We start from the raw sequence: 24812 nt of genomic DNA, 5'->3' as shown, positions 1-24812 counted from the left end.
TTGCCGGGCGAACCGCAGGCCCTTAAAAATTCCCTAAAAACCATTCCTTCATGCGCTGCCAGACTGCCTTCACCGAGCCATCCTGGCGCGTCACGATATGCCCGCGCAGGTATTGCTTTTTCGCTTCCAGCAGTAGTCCCAGCACGGTCGCGTAGCGCGGACTGCGCACCACGTCGGCCAGCTGACCGCGATACTCCGGCGTGCCGAGGCGCGCCGGTTTCAAAAAGATGTCTTCCGCCATTTCCACCATGCCGGGCATGATGGAGGTGCCGCCCGTGAGCACGATGCCCGACGACAGCACACCTTCGTAGCCCGACTCGCGCACCACCTGGTGCACCATCGCAAACAGTTCTTCCACCCGCGGCTCGATCACCGCCGCCAGCGCCTGGCGCGACAGGTTGCGCGGACCACGGTCGCCCAGGCCCGGCACCTCCAGCGATTCGCCCGGATCGGCCAGCACCTGCTTGGCCACGCCGTAGCGGATCTTGATCTCTTCCGCTTCAGCGGTCGGCGTACGCAGCGCCATCGCGATGTCGTTGGTAATCTGGTCGCCGGCGATCGGGATCACTGCCGTATGGCGGATCGCGCCATCGGAAAACACCGCCACGTCGGTAGTGCCGCCGCCGATGTCGATCAGGACCACGCCCAGCTCTTTTTCATCGGGCGTCAGCACCGCGTCGGCCGAGGCCATCGGCTGCAGGATCAGGTCCGACACTTCCAGGCCGCAGCGGCGCACGCACTTGACGATGTTCTGCACCGCCGACACGGCGCCGGTCACGATATGCACCTTGACTTCGAGGCGGATGCCGCTCATGCCGATCGGCTCGCGCACATCTTCCTGGCTGTCGACGATGAATTCCTGCGGCACCGTATGCAGCAACTGCTGGTCGGTCGGAATGTTAACCGCTTTTGCCGTCTCGATGACGCGCGCCACGTCAGTGGCCGTCACCTCCTTGTCCTTGATGGCCACCATGCCGCTCGAATTGAAACTGCGGATATGGCTGCCCGCGATGCCGGCATACACATTGCGGATCTTGCAGTCGGCCATCAGCTCGGCCTCTTCGAGCGCGCGCTGTATCGATTCCACCGTCGCCTCGATATTGACCACCACGCCTTTTTTCAGGCCCTTCGATTCGTGCTGGCCCAGCCCGATCACTTCGTGGCGTCCGTCGGACATCACTTCGGCAACCACCGCCACCACTTTCGAGGTGCCGATGTCGAGGCCGACGATCAGGTTTTTCGCGTCTTTTGTCATTTCTGTCGCCTAGTTTTTTGGGCTATTGTTGGTAAGTATCTGGTCATGCCGGAGGTCAAGCCGGCTTCTTGATTGGACTGCTGTTTTTCTTCTTGATGGCCGGCACCGGCCTGCCATCCTTGCCTTCGGCCGGTATCACCAGACCGGCCGAACTCAGGGCCAGGCCATTCTGGTAACGCATGTCGATGGTGTCGATATTGTCCAGGCGGCTGGCCAGCTGCGGGTAAATCCCCACCAGCCGGTCGACGCGCGCCTTCAATGTCGTGTGATTCTGTTCGCGCCCCAGCGCCACGCTCATGCCGTTGTTCAGTTTGACGGTCCACGCATAGCGGCTCGACAGCGACAGCGATTCGGGCGCCATCTTCAACGGCGCGAACCATTTTGCCAGGTTCACATAGGTCGCCAGCACGTCCTTCTCGCTGCCGTCCGGCCCCGAAAACGCGGGCAATTCATGGTCGTCCTCGGCTTCGGCCACGTTGGCCGTAAACACATCGCCCTTGACCGACAGCAGGCGGCCGTCCTCGCCCCAGGTGCCGAGCGCCTCGTGTTCTTCCAGCGCCACGATCAGCTGGTTCGGCCACTCGCGGCGCACGCTGGCGCGGCGCACCCAGGGCACCGATTCGAACACCCCGCGCACGCTCTCCAGATTGCTGGTGAAGAAATTGCCCTTGATGCGGTTCTGCGTGCCGGCGCGCAGGGTCAGGTAATTCACATGGCGCAGCCCCTTCGCATCGGCGCTTTCCACCTTGATGGTGCGCAGGTCGAACATCGGGCGCTGCGACACCCACCACACGCCGGCGGCCACGCACACGACAAGGACAAAGGCCATCAGGCCGTTGGCGGTCGTATTGAGGCTTCTAGCGTCGTGCCACATATCAGTGCTGTCCCTTGTTGATCTTCAGGCGTGCCGAAGCGACAATTTCAAGGCACAGGTCTTCATAGCTGATGCCCACCGCGCGCGCCGCCATCGGCACCAGCGAATGGCCCGTCATGCCGGGCGAGGTGTTCACTTCCAGCAGGAACAGCGCGCTGTCGGCATTGCGCATCAACACATCGACCCGTCCCCAGCCTTCGCAGCCCAGCGCGCGATAGGCGGCCAGCGCGATGCGCTCCATCTCGGCGATGATGGCCGCGTCCAGCTGCGGCGGACAGAAATACTGGGTCACATCCGTAAAATACTTGTTCTGGTAGTCGTAATTGCCTTGCGGCGCGACGATTTCGATCGGCGGCAGCGCGCGCGCGGTGGCGCCCTGGCCCAGGATCGCCACGGTAAATTCACGGCCGGTAATGAACTGCTCGGCCAGCACCGAGTCGTCCAGGCCGGCGGCGATGTCATACGCGCCCTGGAACGCCGACACTTCGTGCACGGTGGTGATGCCGATGCTCGACCCCTCGTGCGGCGGCTTGACGATCAGCGGCAGGCCCAGTTGCCCGGCCACCTGCGCCAGATCCGACGCATCGTCCAGCACCGCGTATTGCGGCGTCGGCAGCTTGTGCATCAGCCAGATCATCTTGGTATAGACCTTGTCCATGCCGACCGAGCAGGCCATCACGCCACTGCCCGTGTACGGAATGCCCAGCTGTTCCAGTGCGCCTTGCAGGCTGCCGTCTTCGCCGAAGCGGCCGTGCAGCGCGATAAAGACGCGGTCAAATTTCTCGGCTGCCAGCTCGGCCAGCGACCGCTCGCCCGTGTCGAAACCGTGCGCGTCGACGCCCTGGCTTTGCAAGGCGGCCAGCACGCCGGCGCCCGACATCAGCGACACTTCGCGCTCGGCCGAGCGGCCGCCGAACAGCACGCCGACCTTGCCCAATTGTTTTACATCGATAGCTGAAGCTGCGTTCACGTCAGGCCTTTGCGGTGTTGGATGGAAATGTGGTCAGTTGTTGCGGAATGCCGCTGATCGAGCCCGCGCCCATGGTCAGCACGACGTCGCCGTCGCGCGCCACGCTCATGATGGTGTCGGCCATGTCGGTCATCGATTCGACGAAAATCGGTTCGATCTTGCCGCGCGCGCGCAACGCATGTGCCAGCGAACGGCCATCGGCAGCCACAATCGGCGCTTCGCCGGCCGCATACACTTCCGACAGCAGCAGCACGTCGGGCGCGCCGAGCACCTTGACGAAGTCTTCGAACAGGTCGCGCGTGCGGCTGTAGCGGTGCGGCTGGAACGCCAGCACCAGGCGCCGGCCCGGATACGCGGCGCGCGCGGCGGCCAGCGTGACTTCGGTTTCCACCGGGTGGTGGCCGAAATCGTCGACCAGCGCAAAGCTGCCGCCGTTCGGCAGCGCCACCTCGCCATAGCGCGTGAAGCGGCGGCCCACGCCGGAAAACTCGGCCAGGCCCTGCTGGGTGGCGCTGTCGGCGATGCCGATCTCGCGCGCAATCGCAATCGCCGAACAGGCGTTCTGCACATTGTGCATGCCGGGCTGGTTCAGCACCACGTCCAGTGCCGGATAGCCTTCCTGCAGCACCGTGAAATGCATTTCCAGGCCGACGGCGCGCGCATTGATGGCGCGCACTTCGGCGTCTTCGGCAAAGCCGTAGGTGGTGACCGGCTTGGTGACGAACGGGATGATGGCGCGCACGTGCGGATCGTCGACGCACAGCATGGCGCGGCCATAGAACGGCAGGCGGTGCGTGAACTGCACGAAGGCCTGCTTGAGCTTTTCAAAATCGTGCTCGTAGGTGTCCATGTGATCGGCGTCGATATTGGTGATCACTTCGATCATCGGCGTCAGGTTCAGGAACGAGGCGTCCGATTCGTCCGCTTCGGCCACCAGGTAGTCGCCCGAGCCGAGCTTGGCGTTGGCGCCGGCGCTGGTCAGCCGGCCACCGATCACAAAGGTCGGATCGAGTCCGCCCTGTGCCAGCACGGAGGCGACCAGGCTGGTGGTGGTGGTCTTGCCGTGGGTGCCGGCAATCGCGATGCCGCGTTTGAGGCGCATCAATTCGCCCAGCATCACGGCGCGCGGCACCAGGGGGATCTTGCGCGCGCGCGCGGCCGCCACTTCCGGATTGTCTTGCGGCACGGCGCCCGAGGTCACCACCGCATCGGCGTCGCCGACGTGTTCGGCCGCGTGGCCGAGCATGATGGTCGCGCCCAGGCTGGCCAGGCGCTGCGTGGCCGCATTGCTGCCCAAGTCCGAGCCCGACACCTTGTAGCCGAGATTGACCAGCACTTCGGCGATGCCGCTCATGCCGCTGCCGCCGATGCCGACAAAGTGGATATTGTTTACTTTATGCTTCACAGAACTAACCTCATGCCAATTGTTCCAATACGTGTGCGATCGCCTCATTGGCGTCGCGCTTGCCTGCCGCCAGCGCCGCCTGCGCCATCTGCTGGCAGCTCTCGCGCGTCAACGACGCCAGCATCGCCGCCAGCGCCGCCGGATTCATTTCCGTTTGCGGCAGGTGTATCGCCGCGCCCTGCTGCGCCATCCATTGCGCGTTATTGCGCTGGTGGCTGGTGGTCGACGCCACCAGCGGTACCAGCACGCTGGCCACGCCGGCCGCCGTCAGCTCCGACAAGGTGATGGCGCCAGCGCGGCAGATCACCAGGTCGGCCGCCGCATAGGCCTCGGCCATGTCGTCGATAAAGTCGACCACATGGGCCGTCACGCCCGCCGCGCCGTACGAGGCGCGCAGGGCGTCGATATTCTTCTTGCCCGACTGGTGCGTCACCAAAGGCCGCTCGCCCTCGGGCATCAAGGCCAGCGCGGCCGGCAGGCTGTCGTTGAGCGCCTTCGCGCCCAGGCTGCCGCCCACCACCAGAATGCGCAAGGGACCAGCGCGGTGTTCGAAGCGCGCCGCCGGCGGCGCCATCGCCAGGATTTCCGCGCGCACCGGGTTGCCGGTGACGACCGCCTTGCTGGCCGCATCGCCAAACTCCGCAGGGAAGCCGAAGCATACCTGCTGTGCCAGCGGAAGCAGTGTCTTGTTCGACAACAGTAATGCCGCATCGGCATTGACCAGCACCAGCGGCACGCCGGACAGGCGCGCCACCAGGCCGCCAGGCACCGTCACATAACCTCCCATGCCCATCACCACGTCGGGCTTGCGGCGCGCAATAAAGCCGCGGATCGCGAACAGGCTGGCGATCATCTTGAAGCCGCCCTTGACCGTGTGGCCCAGGCCCTTGCCGCGCATGCCCGAAAATGCGATGGCGTCCATGGCGATGCCGCTTTTCGGCACCAGTTCCTGCTCCATGCCGTGGGTCGTGCCCAGCCAGCTCACTTCCCAGCCGCGCGCGATCATGGTTTGCGCGATCGCCAGGCCAGGGAAAATATGGCCGCCGGTGCCGGCCGCCATGATCATCAGTTTTTTCGTCTTCAAGTTCTTTACAGTGCTCATAGCCGGCCCCCGCGCATCAGGATCCGGTTTTCATAATCGATGCGCAGCAGGATCGCCAGGCCGATACAGTTGATCAGTACGCCCGTGCCGCCATAGCTCATCAAAGGCAGGGTCAGCCCCTTGGTCGGCAGCAGGCCCAGGTTCACGCCCATGTTGATGAAGGTCTGCACGCCGATCCAGATGGCGATGCCCTTGGCCGTCAGGCCGGCAAAGGTCTGGTCGATGGCGATCGCCTGGCGGCCGATATCGAAGGCGCGCTTGATAATCCAGTAGAACATGCCGATCACGATCAGCACGCCCACCAGGCCCAGTTCCTCGCCGATCACGGCCAGCAGGAAGTCGGTATGTGCTTCAGGCAGGTAATGGAGTTTTTCCACGCTGCCGCCCAGGCCCACGCCAAACAGTTCGCCGCGCCCGAACGCGATCAGCGAGTGCGTCAGCTGGTAGGCCTTGTTCAGCGCATTGTCTTCCTGCCACGGGTCCAAATAGGCAAAGAAGCGCTCGCGGCGAAATTTCGACAGCGCGATGATGGTAACGAAAATGGCCGTCAGCATGGCGCCGATGCCACCGAACCAGATGGCGTTGACGCCACCCAAAAACAGGATGCCCATGGCGATGCAGACGATCACGCCAAAGGCGCCCAGGTCGGGCTCCATCAGCAGCAAGAGGCCAACGAAACTGACGGCCAGCGCCATCGGCATGAAGCCCTTGGTCAGCTTGTGCATGTATTCCTGCTTGCGCACCGTGTAGTCGGCCGCGTACAGCACCATCACCACCTTCATCAGCTCGGAAGGCTGCGGACGCAGGCCCGGCAGGTTCAGCCAGCGGCGGCCGCCATTGACCGACACGCCCAGGCCGGGAATGAGCACCATCACCAGCAGCACCAGGGTGCCGATGAACAGCCACGGCGCGATCTTCTGCCAGGTGGCGACGCGGATGCGGAACACCAGCGCGCTGGCGATGATCGACACGCCGATGAACAGCGCCTGGCGCACGACGAAATAATTGTTGGTGTAGGCGGCGAACTTGCGCGCGTCCGACAGCGAAATCGAGGCCGAATACACCATCACCATGCCCAGCAGCATCAGCAGCAGCACCACCCAGATCAGCGGCTGGTCGTAGTCCATCATCTTCGACTGCCGCGCGCGGCCGTCCAGCGGCTTGGCAGCCGAGCCGGAACCGAAACCGAAAGGCAGCTGGAAGGCCATCAGAGATCCTGTCCGTTATCCAGCGCGATGTCGCGCACGGCGTCGACAAACACCTGCGCGCGGTGCGCATAGTTCTTGAACATGTCCAGGCTGGCGCAGGCCGGCGACAGCAGCACCGCGTCACCAGGTTGGGCCAGGCTTGACGCCTGCTGCACCGCTTCGGCCAAGCTGGCGCAGTCGAGCAGCTCCACGCCCGATGGTTCGAGCGCGGCGCGCAGCGCCGGCGCATCGCGCCCGATCAGCAGCACGGCGCGCACATGGCGCGACACCGGTTCGGCCAGGGGCGAGAAATCCTGGCCCTTGCCGTCGCCGCCGGCGATCAGCACCAGGCGTTGATCCGCACCGCCAAAGGCCTTGCCCAGGCCATTGATGGCTGCCACCGTGGCGCCCACGTTGGTGCCCTTGCTGTCGTCGTAGTATTCGACTTCATTGACGGCCGTGACCAGTTCCACGCGGTGCGGCTCGCCCTGGTATTCGCGCAAGCCATGCAGCAGCGGCGCGAACGGCAGGCCGATGGCGCGGCACAGCGCCAGCGCCGCCAGCGCGTTCGAAGCATTGTGCTGGCCGCGGATTTTCAGGGCGTCGGCCGGCATCAGTTTTTTCGCCATGGTCGGCACGGCTTCGGGCGCCGGATCGTTTTTCCTGCGCTTTTTCTCGATCACTTCTTCGCTCGGCACGGCCTGCGCCAGCCAGTACACGCCGCGCTCGTTGACCAGGCCAAAGCTGTCGGCTTCCTGTGGTTCGCTGGTGCCAAAGGTGACGGTCTCGACCATGGCATGCCGCATGCGCATCACCGCCGCGTCGTCGCGGTTCAGCACGCGCACCGTGTGCTCGCCAAAGATGCGCGCCTTGTCAGCAGCATAGGCGGCCATGTCGCCATGCCAGTCCAGGTGATCCTGCGACAGATTCAATACCGTGGCCGCATCGGCCTGCAGGCTGAAGGTGGTGTGCAGCTGGAAGCTCGACAATTCGAGTATCCACGCCTGCGGCAGGCTGCCGGCAAGCGGCTCCAGCACTTCCGCGCCTTCTTCCGGCACTGCCGGTACCGGCTGCGCGTCGAGCACTTCGCGCAGCACGTCAAGCGCGGCCGGGCTGATATTGCCGGCCACGCGCGAGGCCAGGCCGGCCCGTTCGCACAGCAGGCCCACCAGGCTGGTGACGGTGGTTTTGCCGTTGGTGCCGGTAATGGCGATGACTTTCGGTGCATAGCCGCGTTCTGTTTTCAGCGCGGCCAGCGCCTGGGCAAACAGTTCGATCTCGCCCCAGACGGGGATATTGCTGTCAGCCGCCGCCGGCGCGATGGACGCCAGTTCGCGCTGCGGCGCCAGGCCCGGGCTGACGGCGACAAAGTCGACACCATCGAGCAGTTCAGCATTAAATGCACCGGCGACGAACTGCGCGTTTGGCACTGCTTCGCGCAAGGCGGCCAGGCGCTCGGGCGCTTCGCGCGTGTCGGCCACGCGCACCGCTGCGCCGCTGCGGGCCAGCCACAGGGCCATCGCCAGGCCGGACTCGCCGAGCCCCAGTACCAGTGCGGTTTGATTGGCGTACATCATCAGCGCAGCTTCAGGGTGGTCAGGCCGAGCAGCACCAGCATCATGGTGATGATCCAGAAACGCACGACAACCTGCGTCTCTTTCCAGCCTTTTTGTTCAAAATGGTGGTGCAGCGGTGCCATCAAAAATACGCGGCGGCCCACGCCATAGCGCTTCTTGGTATATTTGAACCACGCCACCTGGATGATCACCGACAGCGTTTCGACCACGAAGATGCCGCCCATGATGAACAGCACGATTTCCTGGCGCACGATGACGGCGATGGTGCCGAGCGCGCCGCCCAGTGCCAGCGCGCCGACGTCGCCCATGAATACCTTGGCGGGGTGCGTGTTATACCATAGGAAGGCCAGGCCGGAGCCGGCCAGCGCGCCGCAGAAGATCACCAGTTCGCCGGCGCCCGGAATATGCGGGATGAACAGGTAGCGCGCATAGGTGGCGTTGCCGGTCAGGTAGGCGAACAGGCCCAGGGCCGTGCCCACCATCACGGTCGGCATGATGGCCAGGCCATCGAGGCCATCGGTGAAATTGACGGCGTTGCTGGTGCCGACGATCACGCAATACGTCAGCGCGATAAAGCCCCACACGCCCAGCGGATAGCTGATGGTCTTGAAGAACGGTACGATCAGGTCGGCCTTCGGTGGCAGGTCCATCGCAAAACCGGACTGCACCCAGGCGTAGATCAGGTTCCACACCTGGCCCGCGTTCGGTTCGGAAATCGACACCGAGAACGCCAGGTAGAAGGCCGCGGCCAGGCCGATCAGCGACTGCCAGAAATATTTTTCGCGCGAGCGCATGCCTTCCGGGTCCTGGTGCACCACCTTGCGGTAGTCGTCGGCCCAGCCGATGGCGCCAAAGCCCAGGGTGACGATCAGCACCGGCCAGATAAAGCGGTTCGACAGGTCGCACCACAGCAAAGTGGAAATGCCGATGGCGATCAGGATCAGCACGCCGCCCATGGTGGGCGTGCCGTGTTTTTTCAGGTGCGTTTGCGGACCGTCGGTGCGCACGGCCTGGCCAACTTTCAGGCGCGTGAGCATGCGGATGACGGCCGGGCCGGCGACCAGGCCGATCAGGATGGCGGTCAGGGTGGCGAAGACGGCGCGAAAGGTGATGAAGTTAAAGACCCGCAGTGGGCCAATGTCGTCCTGGAAATAATGAGCGAGCCAGAGCAGCATGATTAGTGAGCTTCCTTGTTATTGTTTGAACCAATCAAATGCTGCACGGCCCGTTCCATTTTCATGAAGCGGGAGCCCTTGATCAATACTGTTGCATCCGAACGGGCCGCCAGCAGCGCGTCGAGCGCCGCCAGCAAACCGTCGAATTGTTCGAAATACTCCACGACCGTGCCTGTCCCCGCGCCGTTGCCGGAGGCGACCATATGGCGCGCCAGGCCGCCCGTCGCCAGCACGTGCTCGATGCCTTTGGCGGCGGCGTAGGCGCCGATCTCTTCGTGGAACTGCTGCCCTTGCGAGCCCACTTCCCCCATTTCGCCCAGCACCAGGATGCGCGGCGCGCCGGCTTGCGCCAGCACGTCGATGGCCGCGCGCGCCGAATCGGGGTTGGCGTTGTAGCTGTCGTCGATGACGGTCGCGCCGTTCATCGCCCGCTTGTGCTGCAATCGCCCGGCCACCGGCGCGAACGCTTCGAGGCCCTGTTTGATGGCGTCCAGCCTGACGCCGGCGCCGAACGCGCAGGCAACGGCGGCCAGCGCGTTTTTCACGTTATGCTCGCCGGCCGCCTGCAGGCCGACAAAAAACTGCTGCACGCCGCCCTGCTCGTCTCGCACGCTGACGAACAGGTCGCTGCCGAAGTCCTCGGCGGCGCGGTGGGTGCAGCTCACTTCGGCGTCTTTCGACAGGCCGAAGAGGATCGCGCGGCGCGTGCCCGCGAGTTCCTGCCACAAGGGCGTGAATTCGTCGCCGTGCGGGAACACGGCCACGCCGTCTTGCGGCAAGGCGGCCAGCGCGGCGCCGTTCTCGCGCGCCACCGCCTCCACCGTGTGCATGAATTCCTGGTGTTCGCGCTGGGCGTTGTTGACCATCGCCACGGTCGGCTCGGCAATCGCCGCCAGGCGCGCGATTTCACCGGGATGGTTCATGCCCATCTCGATCACGGCCGCGTCATGGTGGGCGGCCAGGCGGAACAGGGTCAGCGGCACGCCGATTTCATTATTCAGGTTGCCGCGCGTGGCCAGGCGGTCCTGCTCGCCGAAGGCGGCGGCCAGGATGGACGACAGCATTTCCTTGACGGTGGTCTTGCCGTTGCTGCCGGTCACGCCGATCACCGGCAGGTCGAACTGGCGGCGCCAGAAGTTGGCGATGCGGCCCAGCGCCACCAGGGTGTCGGGCACGACAATGGCGGCGACCTTGCTGTCGTCCCAGCCCTCGGGCAGGTCTTCGACGATCACCGCCGCCACGCCCTGGCGCGCCACGTCAAGCAGGAAATCATGGGCGTCGAAACGCTCGCCGCGCAGGGCGACGAACAGCGCGCCGGCGCCGGCCTGGCGGCTGTCGGTGGTCACGCCGGCAAACGGCGTGTCGGAACGGCCGGCCAGGCGCGTACCGGCCGAGGCCAATACTGGCAGCACTTGTGCGAGTGTGGCGTGCACGGTCTGCTCCATCAATTGGTCCTCATCATGGTCAGGCGCGCCGACAGCGCCAGCTGCGCATGGTCGGCGTCGGAAAACGGCAGTTTCTTGCCCTTGATTTCCTGGTACGGCTCATGGCCTTTGCCGGCCAGCAGGATCACGTCCGGCTTGGCGGCATGCTTGATGGCCGACAGAATGGCGGCGGCGCGGTCTTCGATCGCCTGCGGCTGCGGACCGTCCTCGCGCATGCCGGCGACGATCTGCTCGATGATGGCGTGCGGATCTTCGCTGCGCGGATTGTCGCTGGTAACCAGCACATGGTCGGCCTGCTGGGCGATGGCGCCCATCTGCGGACGCTTGCCCGGATCGCGGTCGCCGCCGCAGCCGAACACGCACCACAGCTGGCCACCACGGTCCTGCGCCACCTGGCGCAGGGCGGCCAGGGTCTTTTCCAAAGCGTCGGGCGTGTGCGCATAATCGATGACGATCATCGGCGCTTCCTGGCCGCCCACCTGCTGCATGCGCCCCGGCGCCGGCTGCAAGGCCTCGATCGCGTCGAGCGCAGCGCGCAGCGGCGCGCCATGGGCCAGCAAGGCGCCCAGCACGGCCAGCGCATTGCTGATATTGAAGTGGCCCACCAGACGGGTTTTCACCGGCGCCGTGCCCATGCTCGATTCGAGCTGGAAGTCGGTGCCGGCGTTACGGCTGCGGAACTGGCTGGCACGCAGCATCAGCACGCCCGGCAGGTCCGGCACGCTGGCCGCGTCCTGCAAGGTGTAGCCGATGACGGGAATCTCGCCCTTTGGTTTGCCGGCCACGTGCGCGGCCAGGCGCAGGCCCATGGCGTCGTCGAGGTTGATCACGGCCGTTTTCAGGCCGGGCCAGTCGAACAATTTCACTTTCGCCGCCTCGTAGGCCGCCATGTCGCCATGGTAGTCGAGGTGGTCGCGCGTGAGGTTGGTAAACATGGCGACATCGAAATGCATGCCGGCCGCGCGGTCCTGGTCCAGGCCGATCGAAGACACTTCGATCGCCACCGCCTGCGCGCCGCCGTCGCGCAGCACCGCCAGCTTACGGGCCAGCAGCACGGCGTCGGGCGTGGTGTAGCCGGTGACGTCGAAGTCGATCTCGCCGCGCGCCTTGCACAGGCCCACGCCCAGGGTGCCGATCACGGACGACGTTTCACCGAGGCGCGCCAGGGCTTGCGCCAGCCACAGCGCGCACGAGGTCTTGCCATTGGTGCCGGTCACGCCGGCGCTGAACATGGCGCGGTCGGGCATGCCGTAACAGGCGTGCGCAATCGGGCCGGCCTGGCGTTTCAAGTCAGGCACGGCCAGGTGTGGCACGCCCGAAGAAATATCGCCTTCGGCCTCGTCATGCACGATGGCGGCCGCGCCCAGCTTGATGGCGGCGGCGATAAAGCGGCCGGCGCCGGCATAGGCGAAAAACACATCGCCGCGCTGCACGCGGCGGGAATCGGAGGTCAGCTGCGCGCCCGGGGCGGCAGCCTTGATCCACGAACTGATGTCTTGTATGGTCATGAGCAGCTTCACATGGCCTCCGGGCCGGCATTGGCCGGAACCACGATTTCGGTAACGGAGGAATCGGGCGGTACGTTCATCGCGCGCAGCGCATTGGTGGCGATCGCGGCGAAAGCGGGAGCGGCGACCTGGCCGCCGTAGTGATACAGGCCGGTCGGTTCATCGATCATCACTGCAATGATGAAGCGCGGCGCCGACATCGGCACCATGCCGACGAAAGAGCCGATGTATTTGCGCGGCATCGCATAGCGGCCGTTTTCCACTTTATAGGCAGTACCGGTCTTGCCGCCGACGCGGTAGCCGGCGACCTGGGCGCGCTTGGCCGAACCGTGCGCACCCGACACCACCAGTTCGAGCATGGCGCGCATGTCGGCCGCCGTCTTCGGCTTGATCACCTGCTGGCCGACGGGCAGCTCGGTGACCTTCTGGAACGACAGCGGAATCGTGTCGCCGTCACGCGCGAACATCATGTAGGAACGGGCCAGCTGGATCAGCGACACCGAAATGCCGTTACCGTAGCTCATGGTCGCCTGTTCCACCGGACGCCACGATTTGTACGGACGCACGCGGCCGGCGACGGCGCCGGGGAAGCCCCATTTCGGCTGCTGGCCGAAGCCCACCTTGGTAAACATCTCCCACATTTCCTGCGACGGCATGCCCAACGCGATTTTCGAGGTGCCGATATTGGACGACATCTCGATGATTTCGGCCACGCTGATCACGCCGTGCGGCTTGGTGTCGGTAATCGTGCGGTCGGCGATGGTATAGCGGCCCGGCCCCGTGTCGATCAGGGTGCCCGGCTTGACCCGGCCCGTGTCGAGCGCCAGCGAGACCGTGATCGGTTTCAAGGTCGAACCGGGCTCGAAGGTATCGGTCATGACGCGGTTGCGCAGCTGCTGGCCGGTCAGCTTGCGGCGGTCGTTCGGATCGTAGCTCGGATAGTTGGCCAGGGCCAGCACTTCGCCCGTGTGCACGTCGAGCACTACCGCGCCGCCGGCCTTGGCGTTGAATTTCTCCACCGCTTCCTTCAGCTGGGTAAACGCGATGTACTGGATCTTGCTGTCGACCGACAGGGTCAGGTCCTTGCCGTCGTGCGGCTCGTGAATGAAGCCGATGTCTTCGACGATATGGCCCAGACGGTCCTTGATCACGCGGCGGCTGCCGGTGGTGCCGACCAGGGTCTTTTGCTGCGCCAGCTCCATGCTTTCCTGGCCCACGTCTTCGACGTTGGTAAAGCCGACCACATGGGTCATCACTTCGCCCTGCGGATAGAAGCGCTTGTATTCCTTGCGTTCGTCGATGCCGTCGATGCCCAGCTTGTTGATCTTGTCAGCCACGTCCATCTCGACCTGGCGTTTCAGGTAGACAAAGCTGCGGTCCGAATCGAGCTTCTTGCGCAGTTCGGTGACGTTCATTTCCAGCAGGTTGGCCAGCGCATTGATTTTTTCCGGTGGTGCCTGCAGCACGTCGTCCGGAATCGCCCAGATGGCTTTCACGGGCACGGACGAGGCCAGCACCTGGCCGTTGCGGTCGGTGATCTTGCCGCGCGTGGCCGGCAGTTCCAAGGTGCGCTCATAGCGCGCCTTGCCCTGCTTTTGCAGGAACTGGGTCGACACGCCCTGCAGCCACATGGCGCGTGCGCCCAGGCCGGCAAAAGCGAAGAACAGCAGGAACAGCACCACGCGCGAACGCCATACCGGCAGGCGCACGGCCAGTACCGGGTTTTTCGAAAAAGGCACGCCCTTCGAGGCCGCCACGCGGCCGCCACTGCCGTTGCCGCCCAGCTTCATTGGCCGCCCTCCGTCAGGTATTGCGTGCGCGCCGCCGTCAGCGGCGTCATGCTCAGGTCGCGCCGCGCGATCGCTTCGATCCGTTCATGCTTGCCCAAGGTCGACTGATCGAGCTGCAGCTGGGCCCAGTCGATGTCGAGCTGGCGCGACAAGGCCTGCGCGCGCTCGAGGTCGATCAGCAGATGGCGCGCCTGGTACTGCGCGTTGACCAGCGACAGGCCGCAGGCGACCAGCAGGGCCGACAGCACGATACTGAGCTTGCCGGTCATCGCGCGCCGCCCGTGGTGGCAAGGGGGATCGGCAAACGCTGCGCCACGCGCATCACGGCCGAGCGCGAACGCGGATTGCCTTCGATCTCGGCGTCCGACGGCTTCATCTTCGCAATCAGCTTCATTTCCGGCTGCGGCAGGTCCACCGCGCGGATCGGCAGGCGGCGGTCGGGCTGCTCGACATTGGCCTTGGACGCGAAAAAGCGCTTGACCATGCGGTCTTCCAGCGAATGAAAGCTGATCACGGCCATGCGCGCGCCGGGCGCCAGGCAGGCATAGGCCTGGTTCAGGCCAGTCTCGAGATCCTCGAGTTCCTTGTTAATGAAAATACGGATTGCCTGAAAGGTGCGGGTAGCGGGGTCCTTACCCTTCTCGCGGGTTTTGACGGCCCCTGCCACGATGCCGGCAAGCTGTCGTGTGCTTGAAATTGGCTGCACTGCCCGGCCAGCAACAATCGCCTTTGCAATCTGAAAAGCAAACCGTTCTTCCCCATAATTGCGTATCACTTTCTCTAAATTCTGCTCGGTTTCCACCGCCAGCCAGTCGGCTGCGGAGATGCCGCGCGTGGTATCCATGCGCATGTCCAGCGGTCCGTCGTTGCGGAAGCTGAAACCGCGCGCCGCGTCGTCGACCTGCGGCGACGAAATGCCCAGGTCGAGCAGGATGCCGTCCACCTGCCGCACGCCACGCGCGGCCAGGCTGGCCGTCATGGTGGCGAAACTGTCGTGAACGATGTCAAAACGTGGGTCGCCGATCTGTTCGGCGGTGGCGATCGCCTGCAAGTCCTTGTCGAAGCCGATCAGGCGCGCGTCAGCGGCCAGGCGCGACAGGATCAAGCGGCTGTGGCCGCCACGTCCAAACGTGCCATCGACATAAATGCCGTGCGCGCGATCGCCCGCGAGGTCGAGCGCGTCGACCGCCTCATCAAGCAGCACCGTGCGATGCTGAAATTCCGGCACCGTGAGTAGTGTCATTACGGAGCCTTAGAAAGAAAAATGGGAGAGTACATCGGGAGTACCGCCAGCGATGGCCTGCTGTTCCTGCTCGGCCAGGGTGGCGGCGTTCCATATTTCAAAGTGGCTGCCCATACCCATCAGCATCACTTCACGCGACAGGCCGGCGGCGCTGCGCAATTCAGGCGAGATCAGCACGCGCCCCGCCGAGTCCAGCTCGACGTCGACAGCGTTGCCGAGAAAGATGCGCTGCCAGGCGCGCGCCGACATCGGCCAGGCGGCGATCTGCTGGCGGTGGCTTTCCCACACGGAACGGGGGAAAAACAGCAGGCAGCCATCGGGGTGGCGGGTCAGGGTCATGCGGCCTTCGCATTGGATGGCAAGCGCGTCACGGTGCTTGGCAGGAATAGACATCCTGCCCTTGGCATCGAGACTGATAGCGGACGCGCCTTGAAACACGTAAGACCTTTTTTGAGCTGGGGCGGCAACGACTTCGGGATCGCCTTGGCGAGGGAAAATTTCCCACAAAAACACACTTTTTCACACAGTTGACCACTTTAGAGTAAGCACTGAGGGTGGTCAAGCGGTTTCCGATTGGTAAAACTTGAATTTTATTAATGAAATTAAGGACTTAGCGCAGATCGTTGAAGCAGCTTCAAATAAAAATATATCGATAAATTAGATACTTATGACAGATAGTGAATGTGCTACCTCATCTGCGCACATGTGTTTTCCTACCGTAAAAATCGAAAATTACGAAATGGAAAAATTGGAATTTTTGCAGGTAGTTGACACACAACAATAGTTTCACGATGCAGGCATCAAAAACGCACACAATCACGATTGTCTTGTTTTAAGGCAAAATTTATTCTATTTTCGTCTACAAACAAGGAGTTTCAAGGCCGCAGCCCACGCAGGCCATATATTTTGCATTGCAGCAAATAATTAGTAATCAGCAATTTTGATCAACAAAATACTTCAAATTGTATAGACAACTTTTTATAAAATTTGTCTGATAAGAAACAAAAAAGCCTCCTTGCGGAGGCTTTCTGAACGTTGCCGGACAGGCCGGAAACGCGAATTCAAGTGAAGCAGGCCGATAGGCCGGATTTTGTTACGGCGCCTCGCCTTGCGGTCTGGCGCTATGACAGTCATTCCTCTAGGCGCCGGATTACTCCGGCGCTCAAGCTTTCTACCCGCACGCTCCGCGAGCAGCATCATCGCGTGCCTATTTGAAATTGCACCAGGTGGAGGTTACCGCGTTTCACCGTAACTTAATACGCTCGTCTCTGTGGCCCTGTTCCTCGCCTTATACTTTGCAGCTTTCAGCGGACGGCCGTTAACCGTCACCCCGCTCTATGGAGTCCGGACCTTCCTCCCGCCGGTGCATTGCTGCACCAGCCAGCGACTGTCTGGCCTGCTTCACCCGCCATTGTACCGCGCCCCGGCACGATACGCAAAAAGCCGTGGCGCAGTTCGGGCAATTGTGAAATTCGGTGTCGCCATTTCAAAAGCCGGCTGAAAACGGCTCCCCTAAAATGGCGCAAGCTGCACGCTTGCCCGCTTTTTTCATCCCACTTGCCATAAAGAGCCGAACATGACGCAATCCTCCCGTACCGGCGGCCAGATCCTGGTCGACGCCCTGCAGATCCACGGCGTCGACACCGCCTTTGGCGTGCCTGGCGAAAGCTACCTCGACGTGCTCGACGCCCTGCACGAGTCCAGCATCCGCTTCATCATCAACCGCCAGGAAGGCGGCGCCGCCTTCATGGCCGAAGCCTACGGCAAGCTGACGGGCAAGCCCGGCATCTGCTTCGTCACGCGCGGCCCGGGCGCCACCAATGCCGCGATCGGCGTGCACACGGCCTACCAGGATTCGACCCCGCTGATCCTGTTCATCGGCCAGGTCGGCAATGACTTTATCGACCGCGAAGCGTTCCAGGAAATCGACTACCGCCGCATGTACGGCCAGATGGCCAAGTGGGTGGCGCAGATCGACCGTGCCGAACGTATCCCCGAATACCTGGCGCGCGCCTTCCAGGTCGCCACCAGCGGCCGGCCCGGCCCGGTGGTGCTGGCCTTGCCGGAAGATATGCTGGTATCGCTGGCAACCGTGGCCGACACCGGCGCCTATCAGCCGGTGCAGGCGTCGCCGGCCGCCAGCCAGGTCGATCAATTGCGCAGCATGCTGGCACAGGCAAAACGCCCGCTGCTGCTGCTGGGTGGCGCCACCTGGACGCCGCAAGCCTGTCTTGATCTGCAGCGCTTTGCCGAAGCGAACCACTTGCCGGTGGCCTGCGCCTTCCGCTTCCAGGACCTGCTCGACAATGCACACCCCAACTATATAGGCGACGTCGGCATCGGCATCAACCCGAAGCTGGCCGCGCGCGTCAAACAGGCTGACCTGGTGATCGCGCTGGGACCGCGCCTGGGCGAAATGACCACCGGCGGCTATACGCTGTTCGACGCGCCCGTGCCGCGCCAGCGCCTGGTGCATGTGCATGCCGATGCGGAAGAACTGGGCAGCGTCTACCAGGCCGAGCTGATGATCAATAGCGGCATGGCACAGATGTGTGCCATGCTGGCGGCGCTGGCGCCGGTCGCTGCGGCGCCGTGGCAGGGCAGCGTGGCCGAGGCGAAGGCCGAACTGGCCAGTTACCAGCAGCGCCCGCCGGTTTTCCAGGATGACCAGGCGCCGCTGGACCTGTGGCAAGTGACGCAGGACATCATGGCGCAGGCGCCGCGCGACACCATCGTCACAAATGGCGCCGGCAACTATGCGTCCTGGGCGCACCGCTTCTACCGTTACGGCGGTCTGCGCACGCAGCTGGCGCCGACCAATGGCGCCATGGGCTATGGCGTGCCGGCCGGCATTGCCGCCAAAATCGTGCACCCCGAACGCACCGTGATCACCTTTGCCGGCGACGGCGAATACCTGATGAACGGCCAGGAACTGGCCACGGCCGTGCAATACCGCGCCGGCGTGGTGATCATCGTGTTCAATAACCAGATGTTCGGCACCATCCGCATGCACCAGGAGCGCGACTACCCGGGCCGCGTCTCGGGCACCACCTTGCACAACCCGGATTTTGCGGCGCTGGCGCACGCGTATGGCGCGCATGGCGAAGTGGTCAATACGACGCCGGAGTTCGCTCCTGCGCTGCGGCGGGCACTGGCGCACGCCAGCGAGCAACAGCTGCCGGCCCTGATCGAGTTGCGCTATGACGGCAACCTGATCACACCGAACGCCACCCTGGACACCATCCGCGCGCAGGCTGAAAAAGCGAAACGGTAAAGAACCGGGATCAGGCCACCGGCATTTCCGTATTGCCCGCCGGTGCGGCAGGTGCGGCGGGAGTGGCCGGCTCGGCCGGCACCTCGGGCGCCGGCTTCACGGCAGGGCATGGCGTACAGTTTTTCAGCGGGCGGCCAAAGTCGCTGATGCGCGACAGTTTCATCGGCATGCGCACGTTGCCGCCACAGTAATCGCCTTCCAGGACCAGGGTCTTGCCGTCTTTGGAAAACTTGCCGGCAATCGTGCGTTCTTCATTGTCGGCGCCGGCGATGGTGAAATCGAATGCGCCGGTGGCGTCGTCGAGGTTGACATCATTGGCGACGATGGGCCAGCTCAGCGAACCGGCCGTGAACTCATAGATGACGGTGTCGGCCTCGGCAAAGCGATGCAGGGTCACGCGCTGGCCGCCGATTTCGCCGCTGTCCTTTTGCAGGCACAGATCGGAATACACACTGACGCCATAGCGCTCCAGCCCGGCTGGCTTCCTGTCCTTGGCGGCCGCGAACGTGGCGCCGGCGGCGCCGGCCATCGTCAGGGCCAGCAGCAAGGCGCCCAGGCGCAGCGATTTTCTTTGGTACATGACGGTTCCCCTACTTTATTAACAGCAATATTGTAACTGATGCCGCCAATGCAAAAACGCGCCGCCAGACCCAGGTCTGACAGCGCGTTTTTATCACATCAGGCCATCCGCTGACGGCGGCCTGGTGTCATGAGCTACGCTTGCGCGTAGTTCAGCTTAGAACGAGTGACGAACGCCAAGGCTGAAAGCTTTATCACCGGTACCAACATTGCTGTTGTTACCAACGGTGTAGCCGGCGTTGTTTTTGTTCGAGATCTTGGCGTACGAAGCGTAGGTGCTGGTGCGCTTCGACAGAGCGTACGAGTAGCCCAGTGCGAACTGGTTCGCATCGGCGTTGGCGGCGTTCTTGTCGTTCACGTGGATGTACGAAGCCATCACGGTGCCAGCTGGACCCGCTGGTACGGTCACGCCCAGCAGTGCGGTGGTGCTGTCGGTGCTAGGCAGCGCTTCGACGTAGCTGAACGAATCAGCATTGCCGTTGTTACGCAGGGCGCTGTTCAGGCCTTTGTTCACGCCGTAAGCGACGTAAGCTTTCGCCACTGCGAAATCGTAGTTGGCGGCAGCCAACCAGTTGCGGGCGCTGCCGGTTTCGGTGGTAGCTGTGTCGTTCTGGGTGTTGCTGTAAGCAACGCGAGCGTTCAGAGGACCATTTGCGTAGCCAACCGACGCGCCGATTTTGCGGCCGATTTTGTTCGAAGCAGCGTTTTCGCCGAAGGTGTAAGCAACGTCGCCGTCGAAGCCGTTGTAGCTAGGCGAGGTGTACAGCACGGTGTTGCTGGTGCGGGTGTTCGCTGGGAACAGGTTCTTTGCGGAACCCGAGTAGCCGGCTGCGAATGGATCAGCAACTTTCGACAGCGTGTTGTAGATCGGGGTGTACTGGCGACCCAGGGTCAGGGTACCGGTGGTTTTGCTGCTCAGGCCAACATAGGCTTGACGGCCAAACAGCGCTTCGCCGGTACCTTGCGCGCCGGTATCAACATTGAAACCCGATTCCAGCAGGAACAGAGCCGACAGGCCGCTGCCCAGATCTTCGGTGCCTTTGAAACCCAGACGCGAAGCCGAAGCAATACCGCTGTCCAGCTTGTTGACGTTGCCGTCTTTGCCGCCGCGCTCGCTGACGAAACCAGCGTCAACGGTACCGTAGATGACGACGCTCGATTGAGCTTGGGCTACGCCGGTGGCTGCTGCCAGGACTGCCAGGGTGATCAGAGTTTTTTTCATTGCATGTTTCCTTTAATTTTTTGAAGCAAAAAGTAATACAGCCTATGCATCTCGAGCTGCGCTCTAGCAGAGCGCTTTTTATGAGTGAGGGCAAGGTCTCCACCTGCCACTGCTGTTCCGGTCAGGGGAACAGTCATATCGGATTCGGCACGCTATTGCACCGATTAGCTTGAAGGCTGCATAAAGACCGTATTTCGTGCGCCAGTTCGGGTGCTCAGGTGGCACCGGAAGCGGCACTATAACGATCGTTGCGCATTCCATCAAGTTCCAACATGTTACTTCCGGTACCAGGCCAGGGGCCTTTTTGTGGCACCCCGACCGTCGCCAACCGTACTATGCGACAGAGCCACTGCCCCTTGCCAATCAATGCATTGGCCTGATTGACCATTTCATCATAGCGCATGCCTCTCTGGAAGCCGTTGTATTAGCGCAACAGTAGCAGGCGCATGATTAAAACATCAACATGCTGCAGCCATCAACACCGTTACATATTTACGCGACAAAGCAGACAATTTGTAAGGTGATAATGGATGAACGGGACGAAGCATACACCGCCCTGTGAAAGTCTGCTGGCGCAGGCCCAAAAGTGGACAAAATGGTGCGTCATTTTGGTGCAATGACGCCTGTTTGAGGGGCGTAGATGAAATTGTCGTGCTTGCTTGACCTGCGGGAAAAATAGCCTGAACAGCAAATAAATTACTGACCCTCGGGTAATTTAAATTAAGTTACTGAAAACTTTTCCAGGTCCCCAGGCGGCTGTGGTAAGCAAAACCGCAGCCTGCCGAGTTGCGACTTTTGCTTGCAAATTTCAACACAATTGAAACAATTTCTTACAATGTTAACTCCTGAATATTTCGCATATTTTGTTGTTTAAAAACGACGATTTGATACGTATCAATCGAATTATCGTTCTGGCCTGCAATATCTTCTTTTTCTTTTCAAAAATTTCCCAACCATTTGCCAGCGCCAGGCGATCATCTCCCGATGATCTTCCTGATCAACCAGAAATAGGCGCGGTAAGGCAGCAGCCGCGCCAGGCGCAAGGCATTGGTGAAGCGTTTCGGAAAATGGATATGGAACTGGCCACGTTCGATACCGTCCAGCATGGCGCCGGCGGCATCGGACGCTGTCATCCGCGCCGGCATCCTGACATCATGGCCTGCAGCTGCAGGCGTGCCGACCAGGCCCGGATTGATCTGGTACACGTCGATGCCATGCGGATGCAAGTCCAGGTACAGCGATTCGGTCAGGTTGATCAGTGCGGCCTTGCCGGCGCCGTAGGCGAGCGTGCCGGACCAGCCGCCGTAGCCAGCCGCCGAGGCGACGATGCCGATACCGCCCGCGCCCTGCCTGAGCAGCACGGGCCGCACATGGTCGAGGCAGTTCAATACGCCGCCCACGTTCAGCGCCAGCAGGCTGCTGGCCGCTTCGTGATCGAAACTGTCGGCGCGCGTGGCCTGATAGCCGCCGGCCACCACCAGCACCAGGTCGATGCGCGACCAATGGCGCAACAGTTCTTCGCTGGCCGCCCTCACCTGTTCATGCCGGGTGATATCGAGCGGCAAGGCCAACGCCAGCGGCTGGCCCTGGCACAGCTGCTCCAGGCTGTCGCGCCTGCGCGCCGACAACGCCACGCAGGCGCCCTGCTCCAGCAGTTGCAGGGCACAGGCGGCGCCGATGCCGCTCGACGCGCCGATGATCCACACGCGCTTGCCGACCCAGTGATCAATCTTGCCATTCATGACCGCACCTGGACGCGCTGGCGGAACACTGTGGCGTGGCCGTGGCGCCGGGCGCGGCGATTGCAAGCAGGCTCAGCGAAAACAGGGACAGGGCAAGCAGGCGAGGCATGAGGCTATCCTTTAACGGCGGACGCGGTGAACCAGCAGGCTGCCCTGCAGGCTGTCCTGGACAAAAAATCCAGGGGAGTGTCAATTAAATATTGATATGTGTCAATAACTGTTATCGGGTTCGCAAACTTGTACGCCAGCCATATTGAATCGGATTCAGGCATTTGCCGGGGTTGACGGAGGGCGTAAAATGGCAAGACGTTCTTCCAGGTATCAAGCAAGCCCACCCGTATGTATACAGACCAGCACCCCCTGCCCGCCGCCTTCAGCATCAGCGATGTCGAACGCGATACGGGCCTGGCCAAGGAAACCCTGCGCGTATGGGAGCGCCGCTATGCCTTTCCGCAGCCGCAGCGCGACGCCCACGGCGAACGCAGCTATTCCACGGAGCAGGTACAAAAACTGCGCATGGTGAAACGTTTGCTGGACATGGGTTACCGGCCTGGCAAGATCATGCAGCACAGCACCTCGCAGCTGCGCGCGCTGGCCGCCGCCGGCATGGCCGCGTCGCAACCGGTACAGCCCCAGCTCGAACACTATCTGGCCCTGTGCCGCGGCCATCACCTGTCCGAACTGGGCGCGGCGCTGCGCCAGGCGCTGGCCGTGCTGGGCCTGAGAAAGTTCACCATCGAGGTGATCGCACCACTGACCAGCCTGGTCGGCGAAGCATGGGCCTGCGGCGACCTGGCCGTCCATGAAGAGCATGTCTATAGCGAAACCATGCAAACGGTGATGCGTCACGCCATCTTTTCCATGCCGCAGCCGAGCCTGCCCAGCACCCGCACGCCGCGCATCGTGCTCACCACCCTGCCCAACGAACGCCACGGCCTGGGCCTGCTGATGGCAGAAGCACTGTGCGTGGCGGCCGGTGCCGAGTGCATCTCGCTGGGCGTGGAAACGCCGCTGGCCGACATCGCCGCCGCAGCGCGTGCGCAACGGGCCGATATCGTGGCGCTGTCGTTTTCCAGCGCCAGCAAGGAGAAGCAGACGCGCGACAGCCTGCAGCAATTGCAGGCCAGCCTGCCGCCGCAGGTGGAAGTGTGGGCTGGCGGACGCAGCCCGGTGCTGTACAAACGCCCTCCCGCATTCCTGCATGTACTGGACTTGCGCCAGGTGGCGCAGACGATGGACGACTGGCGCCGCCGCCACCAGGGGCAACTGCGACCGGCGCACTGAGGGCGCATACAATGTTGCCAATCCGTGAGGCGGCGGACACGCTCTGGTAGAATAGGCCGATCATAGCGTCCGGCGCCGCCGGGCCAAGCGCAAGCACCCGCCATCACATACCCATGTTTAGTTTCTTCAAGAAAAAACCTGCCGTCCCCGAGGCCGCGCCAGTCACTGTCGAGCCTGTCATCCCTGCCGCACCTGTCGCGCCGTCGCCGCAGTCTGGCGCCCTGTCCGGCGCGCCGGCCGAACTGGTGCCCGTGATCGTGGCCGCCGAGCCGGAAAAGAAATCATGGATGACACGCCTGAAGGCCGGCCTGTCCAAGACCTCGAACACGCTGTCGGTGCTGTTTGTCGGCGCCAGGATCGACGACGCCCTGTATGAAGAGCTCGAAGCGGCGCTGCTGATGTCCGACGCCGGCATCGACGCCACCGACTATCTGCTGACGGCGTTGAAGAAAAAGGTCAAGGACGACAAGCTGCTCGACGCCGCCGCCGTCAAGGCCGCCCTGAAAGTGCTGCTGATTGATCTGTTGAGCCCGCTGGAAAAACGCTTCGAACTGGGCCGCCACAAGCCGCTGGTGATGATGATCTCGGGCGTCAACGGCGCCGGCAAGACCACCACCATCGGCAAGCTGGCCAAGCACATGCAGTCGAACCGGCAATCGGTGCTGCTGGCCGCCGGCGACACCTTCCGCGCCGCCGCGCGCGAACAGCTGATGGTCTGGGGCGAGCGCAACAACATTACCGTGATCTCGCAGGAATCGGGCGATCCGGCCGCCGTCGCCTACGACTCGGTGCAATCGGCCAAGGCGCGCGCAATCGACGTGGTAATGGTCGACACGGCCGGCCGCCTGCCGACCCAGCTGCACCTGATGGAAGAGCTGAAAAAGATCAAGCGCGTGATCGGCAAGGGCATGGAAGGCGCACCGCATGAAACCTTGCTGGTGATTGACGGCAATACGGGCCAGAATGCGCTGACGCAAGTCAAAGCGTTTGACGACGCCTTGCAGCTGAGCGGCCTGGTAATCACCAAGCTCGACGGTACCGCCAAGGGCGGCGTGCTGGCGGCGATTGCCCGCGTGCGTCCGGTGCCCGTGTATTTCATCGGCATCGGTGAAAAAATTGAAGACTTGCAGCCGTTCGTGGCTGCCGAATTTGTCGAAGCCCTGCTCGGATAAGCCCCACT

Annotated in this window: 20 protein-coding genes and 1 other RNA gene; 3 read left to right on the top strand and 18 right to left on the bottom strand. The window is 62.9% G+C overall.

What is annotated here, in order from left to right:
• Window positions 1-22: 22 nt before the first annotated feature.
• The 15 genes from ftsA to rnpB form a co-directional block, all read right to left on the bottom strand.
• Window positions 23-1255, bottom strand: a complete 1233-nt coding sequence (gene ftsA / locus ASR47_RS13870; RefSeq protein ID WP_010394955.1) for a cell division protein FtsA — start codon at window positions 1253-1255, stop codon at window positions 23-25.
• Window positions 1256-1310: 55 nt separating this feature from the next.
• Entirely contained in the window at window positions 1311-2129 is an 819-nt protein-coding gene (locus ASR47_RS13865) for a cell division protein FtsQ/DivIB (protein WP_065308361.1), read from the bottom strand.
• 1 nt (window position 2130) lies between these two features.
• A complete protein-coding gene (locus ASR47_RS13860; RefSeq protein ID WP_065308360.1) occupies window positions 2131-3099 on the bottom strand; it encodes a D-alanine--D-alanine ligase in 969 nt (322 codons plus the stop codon).
• Between the two features lies 1 nt (window position 3100).
• Window positions 3101-4504 carry a UDP-N-acetylmuramate--L-alanine ligase gene (gene murC, locus ASR47_RS13855; protein ID WP_065308359.1) on the bottom strand — a complete coding sequence of 468 codons (1404 nt, stop codon included), beginning with the start codon at window positions 4502-4504 and terminating at the stop codon, window positions 3101-3103.
• Between the two features lie 10 nt (window positions 4505-4514).
• Window positions 4515-5606, bottom strand: a complete 1092-nt coding sequence (murG, locus tag ASR47_RS13850) for an undecaprenyldiphospho-muramoylpentapeptide beta-N-acetylglucosaminyltransferase (protein ID WP_245714345.1) — start codon at window positions 5604-5606, stop codon at window positions 4515-4517.
• Window positions 5603-6814 carry a putative lipid II flippase FtsW gene (gene ftsW, locus ASR47_RS13845; RefSeq protein ID WP_065308358.1) on the bottom strand — a complete coding sequence of 404 codons (1212 nt, stop codon included), beginning with the start codon at window positions 6812-6814 and terminating at the stop codon, window positions 5603-5605. Before ftsW ends, murG begins: the two co-directional genes overlap by 4 nt.
• Window positions 6814-8370, bottom strand: a complete 1557-nt coding sequence (gene murD / locus ASR47_RS13840) for a UDP-N-acetylmuramoyl-L-alanine--D-glutamate ligase (RefSeq protein WP_065308357.1) — start codon at window positions 8368-8370, stop codon at window positions 6814-6816. Before murD ends, ftsW begins: the two co-directional genes overlap by 1 nt.
• Window positions 8370-9545, bottom strand: coding sequence for a phospho-N-acetylmuramoyl-pentapeptide-transferase (gene mraY, locus ASR47_RS13835; protein WP_065308356.1), 1176 nt, complete (start codon window positions 9543-9545; stop codon window positions 8370-8372). Before mraY ends, murD begins: the two co-directional genes overlap by 1 nt.
• A gap of 2 nt (window positions 9546-9547) precedes the next feature.
• Window positions 9548-10978, bottom strand: coding sequence for a UDP-N-acetylmuramoyl-tripeptide--D-alanyl-D-alanine ligase (locus tag ASR47_RS13830; protein WP_065308413.1), 1431 nt, complete (start codon window positions 10976-10978; stop codon window positions 9548-9550).
• 11 nt (window positions 10979-10989) lie between these two features.
• Window positions 10990-12498 carry a UDP-N-acetylmuramoyl-L-alanyl-D-glutamate--2,6-diaminopimelate ligase gene (locus ASR47_RS13825; protein WP_065308412.1) on the bottom strand — a complete coding sequence of 503 codons (1509 nt, stop codon included), beginning with the start codon at window positions 12496-12498 and terminating at the stop codon, window positions 10990-10992.
• A gap of 8 nt (window positions 12499-12506) precedes the next feature.
• The gene (locus ASR47_RS13820) at window positions 12507-14288 is read right to left on the bottom strand and encodes a peptidoglycan D,D-transpeptidase FtsI family protein (protein WP_065308355.1); all 1782 of its coding nucleotides are present in this window, start codon (window positions 14286-14288) and stop codon (window positions 12507-12509) included.
• Window positions 14285-14557 carry a cell division protein FtsL gene (gene ftsL, locus ASR47_RS13815; protein ID WP_065308354.1) on the bottom strand — a complete coding sequence of 91 codons (273 nt, stop codon included), beginning with the start codon at window positions 14555-14557 and terminating at the stop codon, window positions 14285-14287. Before ftsL ends, ASR47_RS13820 begins: the two co-directional genes overlap by 4 nt.
• On the bottom strand, window positions 14554-15531 hold the full coding sequence (gene rsmH / locus ASR47_RS13810) for a 16S rRNA (cytosine(1402)-N(4))-methyltransferase RsmH (protein ID WP_065308353.1): 978 nt from the start codon (window positions 15529-15531) through the stop codon (window positions 14554-14556). The genes ftsL and rsmH overlap by 4 nt, the downstream gene beginning before the upstream one ends.
• A 9-nt stretch (window positions 15532-15540) precedes the next feature.
• The gene (gene mraZ / locus ASR47_RS13805) at window positions 15541-15969 is read right to left on the bottom strand and encodes a division/cell wall cluster transcriptional repressor MraZ (protein ID WP_065308352.1); all 429 of its coding nucleotides are present in this window, start codon (window positions 15967-15969) and stop codon (window positions 15541-15543) included.
• Between the two features lie 625 nt (window positions 15970-16594).
• An RNA gene (gene rnpB / locus ASR47_RS13800) (RNase P RNA component class A) lies at window positions 16595-16934 on the bottom strand.
• 173 nt (window positions 16935-17107) lie between these two features.
• Between rnpB and ASR47_RS13795 the strand changes: the two genes are divergently transcribed.
• Window positions 17108-18805, top strand: a complete 1698-nt coding sequence (locus tag ASR47_RS13795) for a thiamine pyrophosphate-binding protein (RefSeq protein WP_065308351.1) — start codon at window positions 17108-17110, stop codon at window positions 18803-18805.
• A 10-nt stretch (window positions 18806-18815) separates the two neighbouring features.
• On the opposite strand, the gene ASR47_RS13790 is transcribed toward ASR47_RS13795, so the two are convergent.
• From ASR47_RS13790 to ASR47_RS13780, 3 genes are all read right to left on the bottom strand, one after another.
• The gene (locus ASR47_RS13790; RefSeq protein WP_065308350.1) at window positions 18816-19385 is read right to left on the bottom strand and encodes a hypothetical protein; all 570 of its coding nucleotides are present in this window, start codon (window positions 19383-19385) and stop codon (window positions 18816-18818) included.
• 156 nt (window positions 19386-19541) lie between these two features.
• On the bottom strand, window positions 19542-20606 hold the full coding sequence (locus ASR47_RS13785; RefSeq protein WP_065308349.1) for a porin: 1065 nt from the start codon (window positions 20604-20606) through the stop codon (window positions 19542-19544).
• Window positions 20607-21580: 974 nt separating this feature from the next.
• Entirely contained in the window at window positions 21581-22348 is a 768-nt protein-coding gene (locus ASR47_RS13780; RefSeq protein ID WP_065308348.1) for an SDR family NAD(P)-dependent oxidoreductase, read from the bottom strand.
• A 339-nt stretch (window positions 22349-22687) separates the two neighbouring features.
• On the opposite strand from ASR47_RS13780, the gene ASR47_RS13775 reads away from it, so the two are divergent.
• Window positions 22688-23632, top strand: a complete 945-nt coding sequence (locus tag ASR47_RS13775; protein WP_065308347.1) for a MerR family transcriptional regulator — start codon at window positions 22688-22690, stop codon at window positions 23630-23632.
• Between the two features lie 113 nt (window positions 23633-23745).
• The gene (ftsY, locus tag ASR47_RS13770) at window positions 23746-24804 is read left to right on the top strand and encodes a signal recognition particle-docking protein FtsY (RefSeq protein WP_065308346.1); all 1059 of its coding nucleotides are present in this window, start codon (window positions 23746-23748) and stop codon (window positions 24802-24804) included.
• The last annotated feature ends 8 nt before the right edge of the window (window positions 24805-24812 follow it).

It is taken from the genome of Janthinobacterium psychrotolerans, assembly GCF_001677885.1.
GTDB classification, from domain to species: domain Bacteria; phylum Pseudomonadota; class Gammaproteobacteria; order Burkholderiales; family Burkholderiaceae_D; genus Janthinobacterium; species Janthinobacterium psychrotolerans.
Note: the sequence above shows the minus strand (reverse complement) of the source record. Positions and strands in the feature narration are given on the sequence as shown.